This is a genomic window from Cellulomonas sp. 73-92 (assembly GCF_001898175.1).
GTDB lineage: Bacteria > Actinomycetota > Actinomycetes > Actinomycetales > Cellulomonadaceae > Cellulomonas.
Genome location: NZ_MKTH01000007.1, coordinates 1 through 17,809 on the forward strand (window position 1 = coordinate 1; position 17,809 = coordinate 17,809).

The following is a 17,809-nucleotide window of genomic DNA, read 5'->3' on the forward strand; positions in this document are numbered from 1 at the left end:
GTGGCGATCGCAGCCTCAGTCATGGACGCGACCTTAGGGATGGCCCGATGGGAAGAACGTGAGAGACGTCACCCGTTCCACAGAGAACAAGCCAGTTCGAGGGTGGCGCCCGACCTCGTCGGCGAGTCCGGCATCCAACGCATCGTCGTCGACTTTCTCCGGCAGTTCGCGACGAAGGGGCCCGCGGCAGATGCGCCGGGTCGTCACGTCGGCACGGCGACCCGGATGACCCGCGCCGAGCCCCGGCCGCTTTGCATCAGTCTTCCGGGCGCGCCGCGCCGTCCACGGCCCCGCTGCCGGCCACGCCCGGGTCTGTCGGCGGCGCAGGCTGCTGGGGCGCACCGGCGGCCGCGGTCCTCATCAGCCTCGGCCTTGGACGCAGCGTGCTCGCGGGCCCTGAGCCCGTTGGTGATGGCGTCGCTCCGCTACGCCGGTTCCGGCGTCCCGTCGATGCGGGTGGCCTTGGCGGCGGTGAGGGTCGCCAGGATCTGCTGGATCGCCTCGTCCTGGGCCTTGAGGTGGGCCTGGATCTGCTTGGCCTCCTCGAGCACGGCCGACGCGTCGTTGTAGGTGGCGAGCGACCGCTCGTCCGCCGCCACGGCTTGCACGTTCTGGCCGACGATGATGATCGGCAGCAGGACCAGCTGGAGGAACGTCTGCGCGACCCACGCGACGATGATGATGCTGTCGCCGGTCTTGAAGGCTGCCGGTGCGCTGACCAGGGCGAGCACCGTGAAGAGGTACGCCGTCCACATGGTGCCGACGATGATCGTGATCCGCAGCCCGACCTTCGCGTTGAACCGCCCGAGCGGGCCGGGGCCGTGGACCTTGGCCGCCGACGCCGCGACCGTGGGAGGTCCGCCCTTCCTGCGCTGCTCGACGTGCGGGTGCGGGACGTAGTCAAACAAGTCGGCCATGCGGCTGAGTATGGCTGCGCGACCCTGGTCAGGGTATGGAGCGTGCCGGTAAGTCCCCCGCAGGGTGCTCCACCCGAGGTCCGGATGGGGGTGCATCGCTGGCTCGACGGCGAGGCAGGTGACCGGCAGCCCGCGGGCATGCTCGACCTTGTCGACGACGTGCTGAGACTGACCCTGTGACGACGGATTGGGACTGACCCCCTCCGGGACTCTGGAGGGGTGATCGCACTGGAAGATTGGGCTGAGATCCGTCGGCTGCATCGGGCCGAGGGGTTGCCGATCAAGGAGATCGCGCGCCGGCTGGGGCTGGCGCGCAACACGGTCCGGGCGGCGTTGCGGGCCGAGGCGCCGCCCTCGCGCGAACGAGGCCCGAGGGGTTCGGCCGTTGACGAGGTCGAGCCGGCGATCCGGGCGTTGCTGGCGGAGTTCCCGCGGATGCCGGCGACGGTGATCGCCGAGCGGATCGGGTGGACCCGGTCGTTGACGATCCTGAAGGACCGGGTGCGGGAGCTTCGGCCGCTGTTCACCCCGCCGGACCCGACCGACCGGGTCGAGTACTCGCCGGGCGAGGTCGCCCAGTGCGGAACGCGACCACCGCCGCGGCCGCCGGCGGACCCCTGGACCGCATCGCAGCCCAGACCCGCCACCGCCAGCTACGAGCCCTCATCGAGCACCACCTGCGGCCCGCGCAGGCCTGGCATCACCATCAGGAGACCTCGGCCTGTGACAGGTCTCCGCGTGGGGCGTCCGCCCCCGAGTGTTGCTGTCAAAATATGGACGATTCCAGTAGTCTTTTGACGTGGCTACCAGGGTGATGGCGCGGGACGAGCTGTGGGAGATCGCCACGCTGCAGCACGGCTACGTCACGGCGCGGCAGGCGCTGGCCGAGGGGATCGACCGCGAGACCGTCGACAAGCTCGTCCAGCGGGGCACCCTGGAGCGTGCCGCCTTCGGTGTCTACCGCTTCCCCAAGTACCCGTACACCGACACGGCTCGGTACATGCTCGCCGTGCTGTGGACCCGGGCACCGGAGGCGGCCCTGAGCCACGAGACGGCGCTCGACGTCTATGCGATCAGCGACATCATCGCGGACAGGATCCACGTGACCGTCGCCAAGCGCCGTCGCCTGCGACGCGTCGGGGGCGAACGCTACGAGGTCCACTACCAGGACCTGGACGCCGGGCAGATCGGCTGGTGGGAGCAGGTGCCGACCGTGACCGCAGCGACGGCCATCGCCCAGTGCATCGAGTACGGCACCCCGACCTACCTGCTGCGGCAGGCGCTGCAGCGCGGGCGCGACCAGGGGCGCATCACCAGCGTTGAGCGCGAGGATCTGGCGGCGCGGCTGGCGGCGCGCGATGAGTGAGCCGTCCGCTTCCCGAGTGGCCGCGATGCTGCGCACGCTGAGGGTGAAGGACAAGGCCCCGAACTCCAAGAGCGTGCTCGACGCCTGGATCGCCCAGGCCGCAAGCAGGCTCGGAACCGACGCCGACGCCGGCCGGCTCGGCTGGCTGATCGCCTCGTCGGTCGCGGTCGCTGCCGTGCAGCGAGCGGTCGACGAAGGCGGGCGGCAGCTGTTCCTGCTGAAGGGCGGCACGTTGCTGCAGCATCGGCTCGACGTGCCCGCGAGGACGACCAGCGACGTCGACGGCCTCGTCCGCGGAGATGTCCAACAGTTCCTGACCGTGCTCGACCGGGTGTTGGCCGAGGTGTGGGGTCCGTTCACGCTGCGGCGCGGGCCGGTCGAGACCATCGAGGTGCCGACTCGCGTGCTTAAGCCTCGTCGCTTCGACGTCTACCTGGAGCTGCGAGGGGTCACCTGGCGGCGCATCCAGTTCGAGCTCTCCCCGGACGAGGCCGGCATCGGTGAGGAGTCCGAGGCCATCGAGCCGCCACCGCTGGGTGGGTTCGGCCTGCCCGATCCGGACGTCCTGGTCGGCATCGCCCTGCGTCACCAGATCGCCCAGAAGCTGCACGCCGTCAGCGACCCGCACGATCCGCCGGACTCGGTCAACGACCGCGCGCGTGATGTCGTCGACCTGCTCCTGCTGCGCGACCTCGCGGCCGCCACCGGCACACCGACGAACGCCGACATCGCCGCGGCCGCGCACGCAGTGTTCCGCGCCCGCGCTGACGAGGCCGTGCGACTCGGCCGCCGACCGCGACACTGGCCGCCGACCGTCCTCGCCCACCCGCACTGGGCCGCCGACTACCAGCGCGCCGCGAGATCCGCATCCTTCCCGCTACCCCTCGACGAGGCAGTCGCCCGGCTCAACGCCTGGATCAAGGAGCTCGCCGCGCCATGAGACTCGAGCTCATCCCGCTCGCGGACGCGGTCCTGCCGCTGATCCGCTCGACGAGCCGCGATCTGTGGCGGTACTCCGCCGCGAACGATCAGGGATATCGCATGCACCACGGCGTCGAGTTCCTCGAGCGCGCGGTCGCCGACCCTGCTGCGCTCGTGGCGCAGGGCATCCAGGCGCCGACACCACGGCAGGTCTACACGGTGGTGCACAAAGCACTCGCGAGCTCGATACGGGTGATCGCTCGCGCCGACGACTCCTCGGGGATCATCGGCGACGCCTGCCAGCGGCTGATCGACCTGCACCCCCGCGCAGCGGCGCAGGCCGGGGTGCCGCGGGCGAAGCTGGCGGACTGGGTCTACGAGTTCCACTTCGACGACGAGGTCGACTACTTCGTCCTCGACCCGGTCGCCTACGCGCCGGCCCTCGGGGACGAGGGACTGACGCGACTGCGCGGCCGGATCGACGCCCTGCGCGCCCAGATCGCGCCCGCCGACCCAGACGACCGCTTCCCGCGATCCGACCATCGCGAGTTCGTCGTCCAGTGGTTCGACAAGCGCTTCGCCGTGCTCGACCGGGACGTCCAGGCGATCATCCGCACCCACCTCAAGGACGGTCGCGTGGCCGCCTGGCACGAGGACGTTGCCGAAGCGTTGGAGGAGATCGGCGAGATCGACCTGGCGATCGCCTGGGCCGAGCGGGCGTCCTCGTTCGACCGCGGCCACCAGTCGCAGCGCGCCGCCGAGCGCTGGTGGCGGCTGCTCGGCGAGCATCGCCCCCTCGATCTCCCCGCGGCCGCGCGGACCATCCTGGAACGGTGGCCGAGCGCTGGCAGCGGCGCACGACTCGTCGCCGTCGCCGGTAACGGCATGGTCGACGACGTGCAGACCACGCTCGAGTCCCGGCCCGCAGAGCTCGTGCGCTTCCAGCTCGACACGATGCGCAACCCCGCTCTGGCGTGGGGGACCGCGCACCGGCTTGCGCTGTCCGACGACGGGCTGTGGGCCGATCTGGCCAGGGCGTACCTGCCGCTCGACCCCGTCGCCGCGATCGAGGTGCAGGTCCGCCTGGTGGCGATATCGCTGCAGGTGGCGGACACCCGCCGGTACCGTCCCGCCGTCCGTGAGCTGGTGAACATCAGGATGTCCGCCATCGCGGCCGAGGGGACGGCGGCTCGCGCCGTCGTCGACGGCGCGATCTCGGACCTGCGTGAGAGGTACCGGCGGCGCCCGAGCCTCATCGACGCACTCGACCGTGCCAAGCTGCCCTGATCAGCCCTACCCATCGAACAGCCCGACGCGATCTCCCCTGGCGGTAGCGAGGAAGTTCGTTCCAGCAGGAACGGGCAGCCAGCGGTGCTGTGCATCGCGCATGGGGGTCGGGTGGACAAGAAGTGGCCACTTTCCTGCCGTCTGGCGCCGGGTACTGCAGGGCCATGGCCATCTACCCCGCCCCTGACCAGCTGCCCGCCGGCCTCACCGACCTCGACGCCGCCCGGATCGCCGCCGCGATCGACGCCGGCCGGGCCCCGACCACGCGCGCCGTCTACGCCTGCGCCTGGCGTGCCTGGACCCGCTGGTGCACCACCCGCGGCATCCCGCCGGTGCCGGCCTCGCCGCACGCGGTCTGCGCGTACCTGACCGACCGCGCCGAGCAGGGCGTCAGCGTCTCGACCCTCGAGCTGGCATGCGCCGCGATCGGCGCCCACCACCGCGACCAGGACCTGCCCGACCCGATCCGGCACGACACCGTCCGCCAGGTGCGACGCGGGCTGCGCCGCACCCTCGGCACCGCCGCCCGGCACCCGGCCCATGCCCTGGACCTGGCCGAGATCGCCGCCATCGTCGCCGCGATCGACCCGACCACACCCGCCGGCGCCCGCGACCGCGCCCTCATCCTGCTCGGCTACGCCTCCGCGCTGCGCCCCGGCGAACTGGCCGCCCTGACCCTGGCCGACCTGCAGCCGCAGGCCGGCGGGCTGCTGCTGCACGTGCGCCGGTCCAAGACCGACCAGGAAGCCCGCGGCGAGGTCGTCGCCGTCGCCGCCGGCCGGCAGTCCGCCACCTGCCCGCTGGCCGCCCTCGACGCTTGGTTGTGTTCGCGTGGAGCGGCGCCCGGACCGCTGTTCACCGCGTTGCGCCACCAGCACCGCGCCACCCGCGAGCCGATCTGCGGCACGACGGTCTCCAAGATCGTCACCCGACGCGACCGAGCCGCCGGCATCGTCGCCCCGCACGTCACCGGCCACTCCCTGCGCTCCGGGCACGCCACTACCGCCGCGGCCGCCGGCGTGCCCCTGGACCGCATCGCCGCCCAGACCCGCCACCGCCAGCTTAGGGTCCTCATCGAGCACTACATCCGACCCGCACAAGCACTGGCCATCACCACGAGCCGCGACCTCGGCCTCTGACACATGCGCTGGACAAGAAGCGGAGAGGGCGAGCTGCAGTCACGGCGCGGACGGCGCGGCCGGGGTCGTCGGGAGGGCCAGCGATCTGCAGCCGGCCGCGGCCTGGAATCGGCTGTCCGTGGGGGAGGCGCCTTCTACGATGACGACAACGCTGAGAACAAGGAGGGACGCGATGGCCGGGTCGGGCGAGCACATCACGGCGCTCGTGCGTACCCACGCGGCTGGCGACGACTCCGCGTTCTACTCGGTGGCGCTGCAGGTAGCGGCCCGCGAGGCGCGACTGGGTCACAACCGGCTGGCTGAGGACATCAAGAAGGCGGTCGAGGCGTCACGACGCTCGGCGCCCCCGTCGAACGTGACGCGCCTGGCCCAGCCGCGCGGCGATCTCGGCGAGCTGCTGACCGCCTCCAACCCGGACGTCGGCCTACGAGACCTGGTGGTCCCGGTGACGATGGCCGCCCAGATCAAGCAGGTCCTGTCCGAGCAGCGCCAGCGCCGCACACTGCTCGACCATGGATTCACGCCGGCCCACCGACTGCTGCTGGAAGGGCCTCCAGGAACCGGCAAGACGATGACGGCTTCAGTCCTCGCCCACGAGTTGTCGTTGCCGCTGTTCACGGTGCGTCTGGACGCCCTGCTGAGCAAGTACATGGGCGAGACCGCCTCGAAGCTGCGGCTGGTCTTCGACGAGGTCGCCACCCGTCGCGGGGTCTACCTGTTCGACGAGTTCGACGCGCTGGGGGCCGACCGATCGGGCAACGACGTGGGCGAGGCCCGACGCATCCTCAACTCGTTCCTGGTCTTCCTCGAGCAGTCCGGCCCGGAGAGCCTGGTCATCGCCGCGACCAACCACCGCACGATCCTCGACCGTGCCCTGTTCCGCCGGTTCGACCTGGTGCTGACCTACGAGCTGCCGGACGCCGGTCAGGCGGGCGCCGTGATCCGGGCACGACTGGGATCGCTCGCGCGAGGCATCGACTGGCGCGCGGTACGACGGCACGTCGACGGCCTGAGCCACGCCGACCTCGTCAAGGCCGCCGAAACCGCCGCCAAGACCGCGCTGATGCGCGGCGAGGCGGCGGTCACCGTCGAGGACATCGTGGTGGCGCTGGATGCGCGCAAGGCGGCCAGCGTTGCCTGAACCGGCTGACCGCCGTCCCCACCTGCTCATCGTCGACCGCGTCGACAACGCCGACTTCCACAGAACCGGCGGCGGCAACCCCAAGATCCGCCCGGTCGAACGCCGCGCACACGGCCAGACGATCCTCAGCGAAGCGCGCGAGGCCCTCGAGCCGGACGACGAGCGCAGAGCGTTGGTCTCGCGCGACGAGCTGCAGGCGCTGGGCACCTTCATCACCCTGGAAGGCGCCCAAGCGCTCTACCCGCTGAAGGTCGATTCGCTGGAGCGACGGACCCGGCACCGGAAGACCGCCAAGCTGCCTGAGTGGCTGCTGATGTCGGTGCAGCCGGCAACCGGCGACGCCCAAGAACGCGCTGTCGTGTGGGTCGCCGACGCGTACCGCCAGAAGTTCCTGCAACTGTTCGAGGACTATCTCGACGACGCCAAACGAGGCAAGACGACCGACGCTGACGGCAACGAGGCCCGCACCGGCAACCCCGCCAACCGTGAGCTGGTCGCGAACATCGCCACGATCCGCAAGACCGTGCTGCACGACCTGTGGCAGTCGGACGGCGCGCCACAAACCTCCGGGCGATGCTGGTGGGAGCTGTGGCTCGAACCGACCGAGAACGCCCTGACGCACCTGCATGGCTTCGCCCAGGCGTACTCGCTGGGCGTGCTCGAGCGGAGCATCGTCTTGGACAACCGGCTCGTGGCGTGGATCAACGCCACATGGGCTGACCTAGAGCTGCTTCCCTTCACCTCCATCCCGCTGGCCGAAGTGCGCCGGCCCAGCTTCATCGACACGATCGAGGACCTGTCGGCGGCCGAGCAGGACGAGTACGTCGACGACCTGGCGTCGCGCATCGTCCCGGCGCCGAGCGACGCCCCCGCCGTCTGCCACCTGGACACCGGCGTCGCCAGGACGCACCGGTTGCTCGAAGCGTCACTAGACCCCGGCGACCTGCACGACGTCATCGGACAATCGGGCTTCGATGTCGATGGGCACGGCACCAAGATGGCGGGCCTGGCGCTGTTCGGGCCTCTCGACGGCGTCCTGACGGGAGCCGGGCCGGTGGTGCTCTCACACCGCCTGGAATCCGTGCGGATCCTGCCCAGCCCGGACGAGCCGCTGACCGCCCCACGCGACTACGGCACCGTGACGGCCCAGGCGGTGACGCTGCCGGAGGTCACGGTCCGGCGGCCGCGGGTCTTCTGCATGCCAGTGTCGACCGAGTCGGACCGACTCGGCGAACCGACCCTCTGGTCGGCGACCGTCGACGCGCTCGCCGTCGGGACCGACGTGGTGCGAGACGGCGCCCAGCTACGTCTGCTGTCGCAGCCCGACCCGCTGGCCGCTCGTCTCGTGGTCGTGTCCGCTGGCAATGTCGACCACTTCGTCGCCGACCACCTCGTGGAGTCCGACACGTCGTTGATCGAAGACCCCGGACAGTCGTGGAACGCGTTGACGGTTGGCGCGTACACGGACCTCGTTCAGATCCCCGCGCACCCCGACTACCGGGGCTGGAGCCCGGTCGCACCGGCCGGCGAGCTGTCGCCACACAGCCGCACCTCGCGGAACTTCGGCTCGAAGTGGCCGCTGAAGCCGGACGTTTGCCTGGAGGGCGGCAACGTCCTGACCGACGGGGCGTCGATGTTCGAGACCGGGCTGCCGGTCCTTTCGCTGCGCACCACGGGCCACCACAACGACCTCGCGTTGACGCACGCGAATGCCACGAGCGCAGCCAGCGCCCAGGCCGCACGCTTGGCCGCGCTGGCGATGAGCGGATACCCCGGCTACTGGCCCGAGACGATCCGTGGCCTGCTCACCCACGCGGCGGAGTGGACGGCGCCGATGCGGGCCGCGATCGACCAGCAGGGTCCGGCGGGCAAGAAGGCGCAGTTCCGCATGCTGCGCCGATATGGCTGGGGCGTGCCCACCGAGGCGTCGGTGTTGTCCTCGAGCCGTCAAGCGGTGACGTTGGTGACCCAGGACGAGTTCGTCCCGTTCGAGGGCGAGCAGTACGCCATGCGTCGCTTCCGTCTGCACTCGCTGCCCTGGCCGGTCGACGTGCTCGCCGCCGTGGGCGCCGGCGACGTGCGGCTGCGGGTGACGCTGTCGTACTTCGTCGAACCGTCGCCGTCCCGCCGCGGCTGGCGCCAGCGCCACACCTACCCGTCTCACGGCCTGCGGTTCGAACTGCAAGCGCCCACCGAGACCACGGCCGAGTTCATCAACAGGGTCGGCTTCGCTGCTTCCGACGACGAGTCCGGTGCCAGGTCGCGGTCCAGCGGCTCCAAACGGTGGCTCGTCGGGACCGACCAGCGCAACCTCGGCTCGCTGCACCAGGACATCTGGGAAGGCTCGGGCCAGGAGCTGGCCTCGTGCGGCTCGATCGCGGTGTACCCGGTGGGCGGGTGGTGGAAGCGCAACGGTCGCAAGGACCGGCTCGACCTGCCGGTGCGCTACGCCTTGCTGGTGTCGCTGGCCACCCATGAACAGGGCGTCGACCTGTACACGCCCATCGCCAACGAGCTGCGGATCCCCGTCATCAACGAAATCCTCGCCGACTGACCCGGATCACGTCGGTCACCGCACCAGGGCGCGCAAGGCGGTGGAGTTTGACCCGCTTCTCCGGACACCTTGACCTGTCCTGGGTTTTCCGGACGGTTCTTGAGTGGTGTGAGCATCATGCGGCTTGTGGGCTGCTGAGGTGAAGGCGTTCGTACTCGACCGGGGAGCGGTAGCCGAGGGCGGAGTGGCGGCGGACGGGGTTGTAGAAGGCTTCGATCCACTCGAACATCGCGGCGGCGAGCTCGGCTCGGGTGGTCCACTGGCGTCGGTCGAGCAGCTCGAGCTGCATGGATCCCCAGAACGACTCCATGAGCGCGTTGACGCTCCTATAGATGTCAACTCGCCGGAATCGCGGCCGTGGGGGCTGGGCGGAGCAGGTGGTAGACCTCGCGGATCACGTAGCGCTTGAGGCATCGGATGATCTCGCGCTTGGTCTTGCCCTCGGCGGTGCGACGTGCGACGTAGTCGATCGTGGGCTGGTGGAATCGCATGCGCACGATCACAGTGCGGTAGATCGCGGCGTTGAGCTGGCGGTGTCCGCCGTGGTTGATTCGGTGCCGCCCGCTGGTCATGCCCGAGCCGGTCGGGACGGGGGCGATCCCGGCGAGCTTGGCCAGTGCGGCCTCGGACTTGATGCGTTCGGGGTTGTCGCCGGCGACGACGAGGATCTCGGCGGCGGTGTCCACGCCGATCCCGAACGACTCGAGCAGCTGCGGTGCGGCGCGCTGGACGAGGACGGCGATCATCGCGGTCAGCTCACCGGCCTCGGTGTTCAGGTACTGCCACCGCTTGGCCAGGGCGCGCAGGGCGTGCCGCAGCGCGTCCTCGGGGACGTCCAGGCCTCGTGGACGAAGCGCGGCCAGGTGCCGGGCCAAGGCGACCTGGGTCTTGCCGGCGGCCTCGCGGCGCAGCGCGTCGGGCGCGTGCACGAGCATCGCCTTCATCGTGATCATCGCGGCGGACCGCTGCTCGACCGCCTGGTCATGGGCGATCTTGAGCTCGCGGATCATCTCGGCCTCGCCGTCGGCGCTCTTGGGGGTCGCGGTGGCGAACCCGGCCAGGACGGCGCGGGCGGCGTTCTGGGCGTCCAGCGTGTCGGACTTGCCGTTGAGGCGCCGCAGCCGCCGGTCGGGGCGACCCGCCTCGACGACCTTGTGCCCGTTGCGTCGCAGGAACGAGGCGAGCGTGGCGCCGTAGGAACCGGTGCCCTCGATCCCGAAGGCCAGGACTCGACCGAACGAGCTCGCCCAGTCCAGCAGCTGTTGGAAGCCGCCGGTGTCGGTCGGGACCGTCAGCGTGCCCAAGATCCCGCCGATCGTGTCCATCACAGCGGCGACGTGCACGTGCTTGTGCGTGTCGACCCCGATGACCACGTGCCCGGACCTTGGCGCCTCGTTGCTGTCCACCGTGTTCCTTCCGTCGTTAGCGTGGGTTCACGCTGTCGCCGGTCGAACGGACAGGACTGTCACGGGGACGCTTTGACGAGGTCGGCTCCAGGCTCCTATCAGGTCACGCCCGCCCGGCGGCAGCGCTTGCTGCATGCCCGGCCGGCGGTCGACAGATCAACGCCAGGACACCCGCAGGGTCGGTCGTAAGCAAGGGTCAGACCGTCGCGGCCAGGACTACCCGATCCTTGCGGGATCCGGCAGAAAGAGACTGACAGTCGTAGGCCGAGGCGACCTTGCCCATCGAGCCGAGCAGGCCGGCCTGGCGCAGCCGGACGCCGAACAGCCAGGAGGTGTACTGACCGGATTCAACTGGTCGATGCAACACCGGCTTGTTGGAGCAACAGTAGGTGCTCGTTGAGCGCCTCGGCCGGCGTCTTCCAGCCGAGCGTCTTGCGGGGTCGGGTGTTCAGGGCGTGGGCGACGGCATGGATCTCCTCGGCGGACCAGCGCGAGAGGTCGGTGCCCTTGGGGAAGTACTGGCGCAGGAGGCCGTTGGTGTTCTCGTTCGTGCCCCGCTGCCAGGGACTGTGCGGGTCGGCGAAGAAGACGGGGATGCCGGTCTCGACCTTGAACTGGGCGTGCGCCGACAGTTCCTTGCCGCGGTCCCAGGTCAGCGACCGCGCCAGCTGTGCTGGCAGCCTGGACATGGTGTCCGCGAGGGCGTTCTTCATCGCGATCGCTCCGTAGCCGGCCAGCGGGGGGCCGTTCTTCGTGCGTGGGATCACGCCGTATCCGGCCTCGCGGGGCAGATGGACCAACATCGTGAACCGGGTCGTCCGCTCCACGACGGTGCCGATCGCCGAGCGCTCCAGCCCGATGATCAAGTCGCCTTCCCAGTGGCCGGGAACGGCGCGGTCGGCGGCTTCGGCGGGCCGCTCACTGAGGAGGGCTTCGGGCGTAACGTGCGCCCAGGTCTTGCGACGCGAACGAGCTCGGGGTGCGCGCAGCGCCCGGCCGGTTCGCAAGCACAAGATGAGCTCGCGCTTGAGTGCGCCGCGGGCCTGAATGTAGAGCGCCTGGTAGATCGCCTCGTGGCTGATGCGCATGGATTCATCGTCGGGGAAGTCGACCTTGATCCGGTTGGCGATCTGCTCCGGGCTCCACGCCTGCACCCAGGCACGATCCTTGCGGTGCGGCTTGTTCCGACCGGTCCACCTGCCCGTCGCCGGGCCGGCGATCAGTGTGCCGTCGGGTCGGCCGATCTGCCCGGACAGCCGCTGCTGCACGTACGCACGCAACTGGGGGTTGACCACCAGCTTGGCCGTCTTCGGCCGGCGGGCAGCCAGGTCGGCCTTCCACTGCGCCACCGACGCCCGATACTCCAGCTTCCCGCCTCGAGTGGCGGCGTTGCGTCGCAGCTCGCGAGAGACCGTCCCGGGGTCACGGCCGACGGTTCGAGCGATCTGTCGCACGCCCTTGCCCTGGACCTTCAGCAGCGCGATCTCCTCCCGCTCACGAAACGACAGATACCGGCCCGTGGGCGGCTTCGGATCGAACGGACGCATCCCGCCACCGTCGCGGAACCACCGACAGCCGACGGGCTGCGACACACCGACAGCCTTGGCGGCCTCCTCCGGCAACAGCCCACCGGCGATCTGGTCCCAGAACGCCGACTCGATCACGCGCTGGAACTTCGGATGCCCGGGCGACCTCAGCTTCGGACGCACCGCCCGGTCCGCTGCCTGCTGCCGACGAACCATCGAACACCTCCATGATCACGAGGTGTTGCGACGACCGGTTGAATCCGCCCTGGCTGCCACGGTCGGCGTGAACGATCGCTCCGGGTGCGGGTTGGCGGCGCCAGATCGCCATCTGCAGGGCGTCGACGACGAGCTCGGAGCGCAGGTGGTCGGCGATCGACCAGCCGACCACGCGGCGGCTGAAGACGTCCAGGACGGCGGCGCAGTACACCCATCCTTCGCCCGTGCGGTGCTGGGTGATGTCGGTGACCCACAGCTTGTCCGGGACGTCCGCGGTGAACCGGCGGGCGACCTTGTCCTCGAACACTGCGGGCAGCCGGCCGCCCGGACCATGCCGCCACCTGCGGTGATGCACGCCAGCCAGGCCGGCTGCCCGCATCAATCGCTCCACGCGGCAGTGCCCGACGCTCATCTGGCGGCCCAGCGCCAGCTCGGCGTGCACGCGACGCACCCCGTAGGTGCCCCGCGAAGCGGCGTGCAGGTCGCGGATCGTGGCCGTCAGCTCCGCATCCGAGCGTGCGCGCACCGAGGCGGGCCGGTCCCGCCACTCGTAGAACCCCGACGTGGAGACCGCAAGCACCCGGCAGGCCACCGTGACGGGCACCCCGTCGCCGGCCAGCTCCTGGACCAGCCGGAAGCTCATTTTGGGAGCACGTTCTCCTTGGCGAAGAACGCCGCGGCCCGCTTGAGGATCTCCACTTCCATCTCCAGGCGACGGTTCTCCCGACGCAGCCGGGTCAGCTCCTCACGATCATCGCTGGTCAGCCCCGGCCGCTGCCCGGCGTCGACCTCGGCCTGGCGCACCCAGTTGCCCAACGTCGTCGAGGAAATCCCGACCTCCTTGGCCAGCCGCTCCAGCGAGCGCCCGCCCGAGCGATACAGCGCCACCGTCCGCTCCCGGAACTCACGCGGATACGCGTTGTGCTGCGGCATCCAGACTCCATCCCTCGAGCCTCAACGGCCCGATGCTAGGTGTCCGGAAAACCCAGGACAGGTCATGTCGGGCGAAGAGCTCCCGCAGGGCGGACTCGTCGCCGCGCGCCACCGCCGCGATCAACTCGTCGTCGTCCATCGCCCTCGCCATCAGCACGATCAGTCACGACAGTCCACCGCCGTGGTCGCCGTCCATCGTTGCCCACACCCTGTCTATTGCGCCCGCCGCTGCAGAGGTTCACGACGCCCAGACAAATGGCCACCACCACCGCCAGTCCGCGGCGGCGGGCCGTGACGAAGAGGCCCATCACATCGCCGTTGGGGGAGCCGAGCGCTCCCGACGGCTCGTCCGCCGGCGAGAGCCGCCGGTCTCCCACCGAGGCCCGGGCGATGGCGACCCGCTGGGGCGGCAACGGCTGGTCCGAGTCCCTGAGCCACGAACTCTTCCCCGACATCCGGGTCACGCTGATCGAGCCCGGTGTCGTCGTCTCCGAAATGGCTGGGCACATCACCCACAAGGCAGAGCGCTGGCGGCCTGGCGATATGAAGGGCCGCGTTCGGGCGTCGGAACCTGCCGTGCCCTCGGCCGGGACGATCAGGGGGTCGACGGCACGAGCAGTCGGATTGTGGTGCCGGGACCGTCTGTGGCTGCCACGGTCACTGACCCGCCGTGGCGCTCGGCAACCTGACGGACGAGGAAGAGGCCTAGACCGTGGGAGTTCCGGCGCGGCGGGGTTCGGAGGATGGGTGCTGGCTGTGGGGCGAGGCTTCGTCGTCGGAACCGGTCGAAGAGGTGCTCGGCCTCTTTGCCCTCGGGGGCTGGCCCGTCGTCGTGGATGTCGATCACCGCGAACTGGCTGGCGCGACTCGTGCTGAGAGTGATGACGCCGCCGGCGGGTGAGTGTGCGAGCGCATCTTGGAGAATGTCGATGACGCAGCGGCGTAGCTGGGCGGCAGGCATGTTGGCGACGAGCTGGCTCGTTCCCGCAAGTCGGATTGAGACTCCCCGCTGGGCCGCGTCGTGCTCGACCAGCGCCAGGACGTCTGCGAGCAGCAGGTCTACGGACGTCGATCCGCCAGCTGGTAGGTCGTCCGAGGCGGCCGCCGCGTCGAGCAGGTCATTGAGCACGGCCATGACCGCGTCGGCATCGTCGGCGAGATCGCGCACCAGGAGTTCGGTCTGTTCGTCTGCCCGCACGCGGCGCTGTAGCAGCTGGATGCGCGAGTGCAGGACGGTCAGAGGCGTGCGCAGCTCGTGGCTCGCGTCTTCGACGAATCTGGTCTGCCGTTCGAGGGCCTCCTCCAGGGGACGCATGGCGCGACGGGCGATGAGCATGGAAGCGACGGCCGCGATCACGACGCCTACCGCGCCGACTATGCCGACGCCGAGCAGCACGTGGCCTGCGTCGATGGAGATCTGCAGGTCACCCGGCTGTGGTGGCTCGTAGCGCTCCCTGGGCCGGCCCTGCCACCACAGGTATGCCGCTGTCATGCCGAGGATGCTCACCACGAGGATCGCCGCGGTGACGGCGATGGCCCTGCCGATCGACGCCGCCGACTCCCGTGAGGCCCGATGTGCTCGGAACTGATCGGTGTGCGTCGCTCTCATGGCTGCCCGAGCCGGTACCCGCGGCCCCGCACGGTCTCGATGAGGTCGTGATCCGTCTTGCGTCGCAGGTGGTGGACGAAGGCGTCGACGGTGCCCTCGGCCTCGCCGGCGGAGAAGACGGCAGCCAGGATCTGCCGACGTGAGAACACCCGATCGGGTTCGCCGACCAGGAGCGTCAGCAGGGCGTCCTCCCGGACGGTCAGCGTGATCCGGCCGGTGTAGGGGGAGTAGAGCTCACCCGAACCGGGCCGATACGCCCAGCCGCCGATAGATTCCTCTGGCGCGGAATGGTCGCGGGTGAGGGCGCGCAGCCGGGCGAGAAGCTCCTCGAGCTGGAACGGCTTCACGAGATAGTCGTCCGCCCCGGCGTCCAGGCCCGCGACGATGTCCGAGGTGGTGCCCAGCGCCGTGAGCAGCAGCACTGGCGTCGTCACATGCTCTGTCCGCAGCCGCCGGACCACCTCGAGCCCGTCCAGCGTCGGGACCCGACGATCGAATACCAGCAGATCGAAAGCGCCGCTGCGTGCGGCGTCGAGAGCCAGCGCACCGTCGACCACCAAGGTGACCTCGTACGCGTCGTCGAGCAGCTCGGCGACGAGCGGACCCAGGTGCGGGTCGTCCTCAAGCAGCAGGAGCGTTCGCCGGCGCGCTGGGACCGTCACCGGTCAAGCCCGTGGTTGCGTTGCGGCTTCGGCGGGCACGGCTTCGTCGTCGCCCTCACGGGCCGTATTGTGCCTGCGGCGCAGTCCCGCCGCCACGATCGGGGTCAGCGAGACGACGACCACCACGACGGCAAGCACGTCGATGTTCCGGGCGACGAATGGGATGCCGCCGAGCCACACCGCGACCAGGGTGAGCCCGAGGACCCAGAGCAGCGCACCGGCGACGTTCCACACGATGAAGCGCCGGTACCGAAGCCTGGCGGTACCGGCCACGAGCGGCACGTAGGTTCGCACGATCGGGACGAACCGGGCCAGTACCAGTGACAGCGCGCCGTACCGGTCGAAGAAGCGTTCGGCCTCGCGCAGCCGGGCGGTGGTCAGCACGCGGGCATCGTCGCGGAAGAACCGGCGGCCGAACCGGTGCCCCAGCCAGTACCCGGCCTGGTCGCCGGCGACGGCGGCGACGAACGCCACGCCCGCGATCGCCACGGGCGACAGGTTGAGCTGGACGTGCAGCAGCACGGCCGTGAGGATCAGCGAGTCGCCCGGCAGGAAGGGGAACAGCACCCCGGACTCGATGAAGATCATGACGGCGATCCCCGCCAGCGCCCACGGCCCCAGGGCGTGCAGCAGTGGGCCCGCCGAGAGCGGGATCGCGGTGGAGAGTGCCGTGATCACGGCAGGCCTCCTTCGGTGTCGACAACGGTGGGCGGTGGCAGCAAATTCAGGCGGGTCAGCACCGCCCTGACGGGCGGCGCGGCGAGCAGCCCCACGAGCACCGGCGCGGCGCTCAGCGCGTACAGCACGGCAGCCAGCACATCGGTCGGGTAGTGCAGGCCCAGGTAGACGCGGGACGCGGCGGTTAGCAGAACCACGGCGACGCCCACCGGGATACCCCACCGCCGCTGTCGCGGTCGCAGCGCGATGATCAGGGACAGCACCACCACGGTGGCGACGACGGTGTGACCGCTGGGGTAGGAGTAGCTGTGGTCCACCGCTGGAGGGTTCGCCAGCGCGCTCACGTCCGGTCGTGGACGGCCGACGAGCAGCTTGATGGCGACGGCCCCCGCGAGATTTGCACCGCCGACGAGGAAGATGAGGACCCCGTACCGCACCCCCCGGCGCCGCGCGGCCAGCCATCCGGCAAGTGCCAACCAGAGCAGACCGGTCCCCGGCGACAGCACCGCCGCCAGCCTGGTGGCCAGGGCGCCCGCGGCGGCGGTGTGGTGCGCGGACATCCACATCACGACGGGCAACTCGCGTTGAGACCAGTCCGTGTGTGTGGCCACCAAGCCGAATGCGAGCACGACGAGGACGCCGACCACGCCTGCCGCGACCGCGGGAGCGCCGGCGGTCGGGGTAGATGCGACTACACCAGCGCCCGGGACTGGGCGGGGCGCTGCGGGTGCTGAGTTGGGCACGTGCCGAGTCCTTCTCGCGGTGAGACCGGACCATCGTGGTCGCGCCGCCGCAAGAAACCTTCAAGACAACGACGAGGCCAGCCCTGGGACGAAGCAGAGGCGTGAGCCTTCTCAGTCATGGCCGGCCGCTCCTGGCACGCTGCGCAACGTCGCACGCAGGCTGCAACTGGCTCGGCTACTTCATCGGGCAACTCGGCGAGGACGCCGTCAGCTACGCCTCTCGTCGTCAACACCGCCGACCGCTGTGGCCACACCCGCGGCGACGGCGTCGCCGTCGTGCCGCTCCCGGCGCTGGCCCCGTGAGCGTCCTCTCCACCGGCCGCGCTGACCCGAGGGCGCACTCCCGCACGACCGCACACCGCGATTCGGCGAGGGTCATGTGCCTGCGCTCGGACCCTGACCCGCTTCTCTGGCCACCTGCTCCGAGGGACGGTGTCATCTCCGAGAGGAGGTGGACAAGAACTGGCCAGAAACTCCGCGCGAGGTGGAACCAGCCAGGTCGAGACAACCCGGCCTAGGTCGATATCGTGGAGGCGTCACAGCGAGCAGATCTCGGTCGTGGCCCAGGCCAGAGTGGAGAAGTTCCGAGACGACGCCAGTCGACTCCATGCGCGACGAGACTGGTGAGCCCGTCTTCGCGTTGCAGGGGGTCGAGGGTTCGAGTCCCTTCAGCTCCACGTTTGGGCAGGTCAGAGGTCGTTTCTCCGGGTG

At 70.2% G+C, this 17,809-nt stretch carries 16 protein-coding genes and 3 pseudogenes; 7 read left to right on the forward strand and 12 right to left on the reverse strand.

What is annotated here, in order from left to right; all coding sequences use genetic code 11:
• Window positions 1-425: 425 nt before the first annotated feature.
• Window positions 426-917, reverse strand: coding sequence for a hypothetical protein (locus BGO37_RS03400; RefSeq protein WP_291752294.1), 492 nt, complete (start codon window positions 915-917; stop codon window positions 426-428).
• 219 nt (window positions 918-1,136) lie between these two features.
• Here BGO37_RS03400 and BGO37_RS03405 point away from each other — a divergent pair.
• The 7 genes and pseudogenes from BGO37_RS03405 to BGO37_RS03435 form a co-directional block, all read left to right on the forward strand.
• Window positions 1,137-1,499: pseudogene (locus BGO37_RS03405) on the forward strand (helix-turn-helix domain-containing protein); the annotation flags it as partial.
• Between the two features lie 217 nt (window positions 1,500-1,716).
• Window positions 1,717-2,283: a type IV toxin-antitoxin system AbiEi family antitoxin domain-containing protein gene (locus BGO37_RS03410; RefSeq protein ID WP_291752296.1), complete on the forward strand. Its 567-nt coding sequence runs from the start codon at window positions 1,717-1,719 to the stop codon at window positions 2,281-2,283.
• A gap of 25 nt (window positions 2,284-2,308) precedes the next feature.
• Entirely contained in the window at window positions 2,309-3,223 is a 915-nt protein-coding gene (locus tag BGO37_RS03415) for a nucleotidyl transferase AbiEii/AbiGii toxin family protein (RefSeq protein ID WP_291752321.1), read from the forward strand.
• On the forward strand, window positions 3,220-4,491 hold the full coding sequence (locus tag BGO37_RS03420) for a DUF6880 family protein (protein ID WP_291752298.1): 1,272 nt from the start codon (window positions 3,220-3,222) through the stop codon (window positions 4,489-4,491). Before BGO37_RS03415 ends, BGO37_RS03420 begins: the two co-directional genes overlap by 4 nt.
• 164 nt (window positions 4,492-4,655) lie before the next feature.
• Window positions 4,656-5,630: a tyrosine-type recombinase/integrase gene (locus BGO37_RS03425; RefSeq protein WP_291752299.1), complete on the forward strand. Its 975-nt coding sequence runs from the start codon at window positions 4,656-4,658 to the stop codon at window positions 5,628-5,630.
• A 172-nt stretch (window positions 5,631-5,802) separates the two neighbouring features.
• A complete protein-coding gene (locus tag BGO37_RS03430; RefSeq protein WP_291752300.1) occupies window positions 5,803-6,771 on the forward strand; it encodes an AAA family ATPase in 969 nt (322 codons plus the stop codon).
• Complete coding sequence (locus tag BGO37_RS03435) at window positions 6,764-9,325, forward strand: S8 family peptidase (protein ID WP_291752301.1); 2,562 nt, start codon at window positions 6,764-6,766, stop codon at window positions 9,323-9,325. The genes BGO37_RS03430 and BGO37_RS03435 overlap by 8 nt, the downstream gene beginning before the upstream one ends.
• A gap of 115 nt (window positions 9,326-9,440) precedes the next feature.
• Here the strand turns inward: BGO37_RS03435 and BGO37_RS03440 are convergent.
• From BGO37_RS03440 to BGO37_RS03490, 11 genes and pseudogenes are all read right to left on the reverse strand, one after another.
• Window positions 9,441-9,644, reverse strand: a pseudogene (locus tag BGO37_RS03440) (integrase core domain-containing protein); the annotation flags it as partial.
• 16 nt (window positions 9,645-9,660) lie between these two features.
• Window positions 9,661-10,731: an IS110 family transposase gene (locus BGO37_RS03445; protein ID WP_291752303.1), complete on the reverse strand. Its 1,071-nt coding sequence runs from the start codon at window positions 10,729-10,731 to the stop codon at window positions 9,661-9,663.
• Between the two features lie 347 nt (window positions 10,732-11,078).
• Entirely contained in the window at window positions 11,079-12,278 is a 1,200-nt protein-coding gene (locus BGO37_RS03450; protein ID WP_291752305.1) for an IS30 family transposase, read from the reverse strand.
• Complete coding sequence (locus tag BGO37_RS03455) at window positions 12,226-13,116, reverse strand: IS3 family transposase (protein ID WP_291752308.1); 891 nt, start codon at window positions 13,114-13,116, stop codon at window positions 12,226-12,228. The genes BGO37_RS03450 and BGO37_RS03455 overlap by 53 nt, the downstream gene beginning before the upstream one ends.
• Complete coding sequence (locus tag BGO37_RS03460) at window positions 13,113-13,406, reverse strand: transposase (RefSeq protein ID WP_291752311.1); 294 nt, start codon at window positions 13,404-13,406, stop codon at window positions 13,113-13,115. The genes BGO37_RS03455 and BGO37_RS03460 overlap by 4 nt, the downstream gene beginning before the upstream one ends.
• A complete protein-coding gene (locus BGO37_RS03465) occupies window positions 13,378-13,545 on the reverse strand; it encodes a hypothetical protein (RefSeq protein WP_291752322.1) in 168 nt (55 codons plus the stop codon). The genes BGO37_RS03460 and BGO37_RS03465 overlap by 29 nt, the downstream gene beginning before the upstream one ends.
• Window positions 13,546-13,729: 184 nt before the next feature.
• A pseudogene (locus BGO37_RS03470) lies at window positions 13,730-13,810 on the reverse strand (ABC transporter ATP-binding protein); the annotation flags it as partial.
• Window positions 13,811-14,001: 191 nt separating this feature from the next.
• The gene (locus BGO37_RS03475) at window positions 14,002-14,913 is read right to left on the reverse strand and encodes a HAMP domain-containing sensor histidine kinase (RefSeq protein ID WP_291752313.1); all 912 of its coding nucleotides are present in this window, start codon (window positions 14,911-14,913) and stop codon (window positions 14,002-14,004) included.
• 98 nt (window positions 14,914-15,011) lie between these two features.
• Entirely contained in the window at window positions 15,012-15,677 is a 666-nt protein-coding gene (locus BGO37_RS03480; RefSeq protein WP_291752315.1) for a response regulator transcription factor, read from the reverse strand.
• 3 nt (window positions 15,678-15,680) lie between these two features.
• Window positions 15,681-16,355 carry a DedA family protein gene (locus BGO37_RS03485; RefSeq protein ID WP_291752317.1) on the reverse strand — a complete coding sequence of 225 codons (675 nt, stop codon included), beginning with the start codon at window positions 16,353-16,355 and terminating at the stop codon, window positions 15,681-15,683.
• The gene (locus BGO37_RS03490; protein WP_291752319.1) at window positions 16,352-16,915 is read right to left on the reverse strand and encodes a phosphatase PAP2 family protein; all 564 of its coding nucleotides are present in this window, start codon (window positions 16,913-16,915) and stop codon (window positions 16,352-16,354) included. Before BGO37_RS03490 ends, BGO37_RS03485 begins: the two co-directional genes overlap by 4 nt.
• Window positions 16,916-17,809: the final 894 nt, after the last annotated feature.

Coding starts and splice junctions, on each gene's coding strand:
- BGO37_RS03430 (WP_291752300.1), top strand. CDS start 5,803: ATGGCCGGGTCGGGCGAGCACATCACGGCGCTCGTGCGTACCCACGCG.
- BGO37_RS03490 (WP_291752319.1), bottom strand. CDS start 16,915: ATGTCCGCGCACCACACCGCCGCCGCGGGCGCCCTGGCCACCAGGCTG.
- BGO37_RS03460 (WP_291752311.1), bottom strand. CDS start 13,406: ATGCCGCAGCACAACGCGTATCCGCGTGAGTTCCGGGAGCGGACGGTG.
- BGO37_RS03420 (WP_291752298.1), top strand. CDS start 3,220: ATGAGACTCGAGCTCATCCCGCTCGCGGACGCGGTCCTGCCGCTGATC.
- BGO37_RS03415 (WP_291752321.1), top strand. CDS start 2,309: ATGCTGCGCACGCTGAGGGTGAAGGACAAGGCCCCGAACTCCAAGAGC.
- BGO37_RS03425 (WP_291752299.1), top strand. CDS start 4,656: ATGGCCATCTACCCCGCCCCTGACCAGCTGCCCGCCGGCCTCACCGAC.
- BGO37_RS03465 (WP_291752322.1), bottom strand. CDS start 13,545: ATGGACGACGACGAGTTGATCGCGGCGGTGGCGCGCGGCGACGAGTCC.
- BGO37_RS03400 (WP_291752294.1), bottom strand. CDS start 917: ATGGCCGACTTGTTTGACTACGTCCCGCACCCGCACGTCGAGCAGCGC.
- BGO37_RS03450 (WP_291752305.1), bottom strand. CDS start 12,278: ATGCGTCCGTTCGATCCGAAGCCGCCCACGGGCCGGTATCTGTCGTTT.
- BGO37_RS03455 (WP_291752308.1), bottom strand. CDS start 13,116: ATGAGCTTCCGGCTGGTCCAGGAGCTGGCCGGCGACGGGGTGCCCGTC.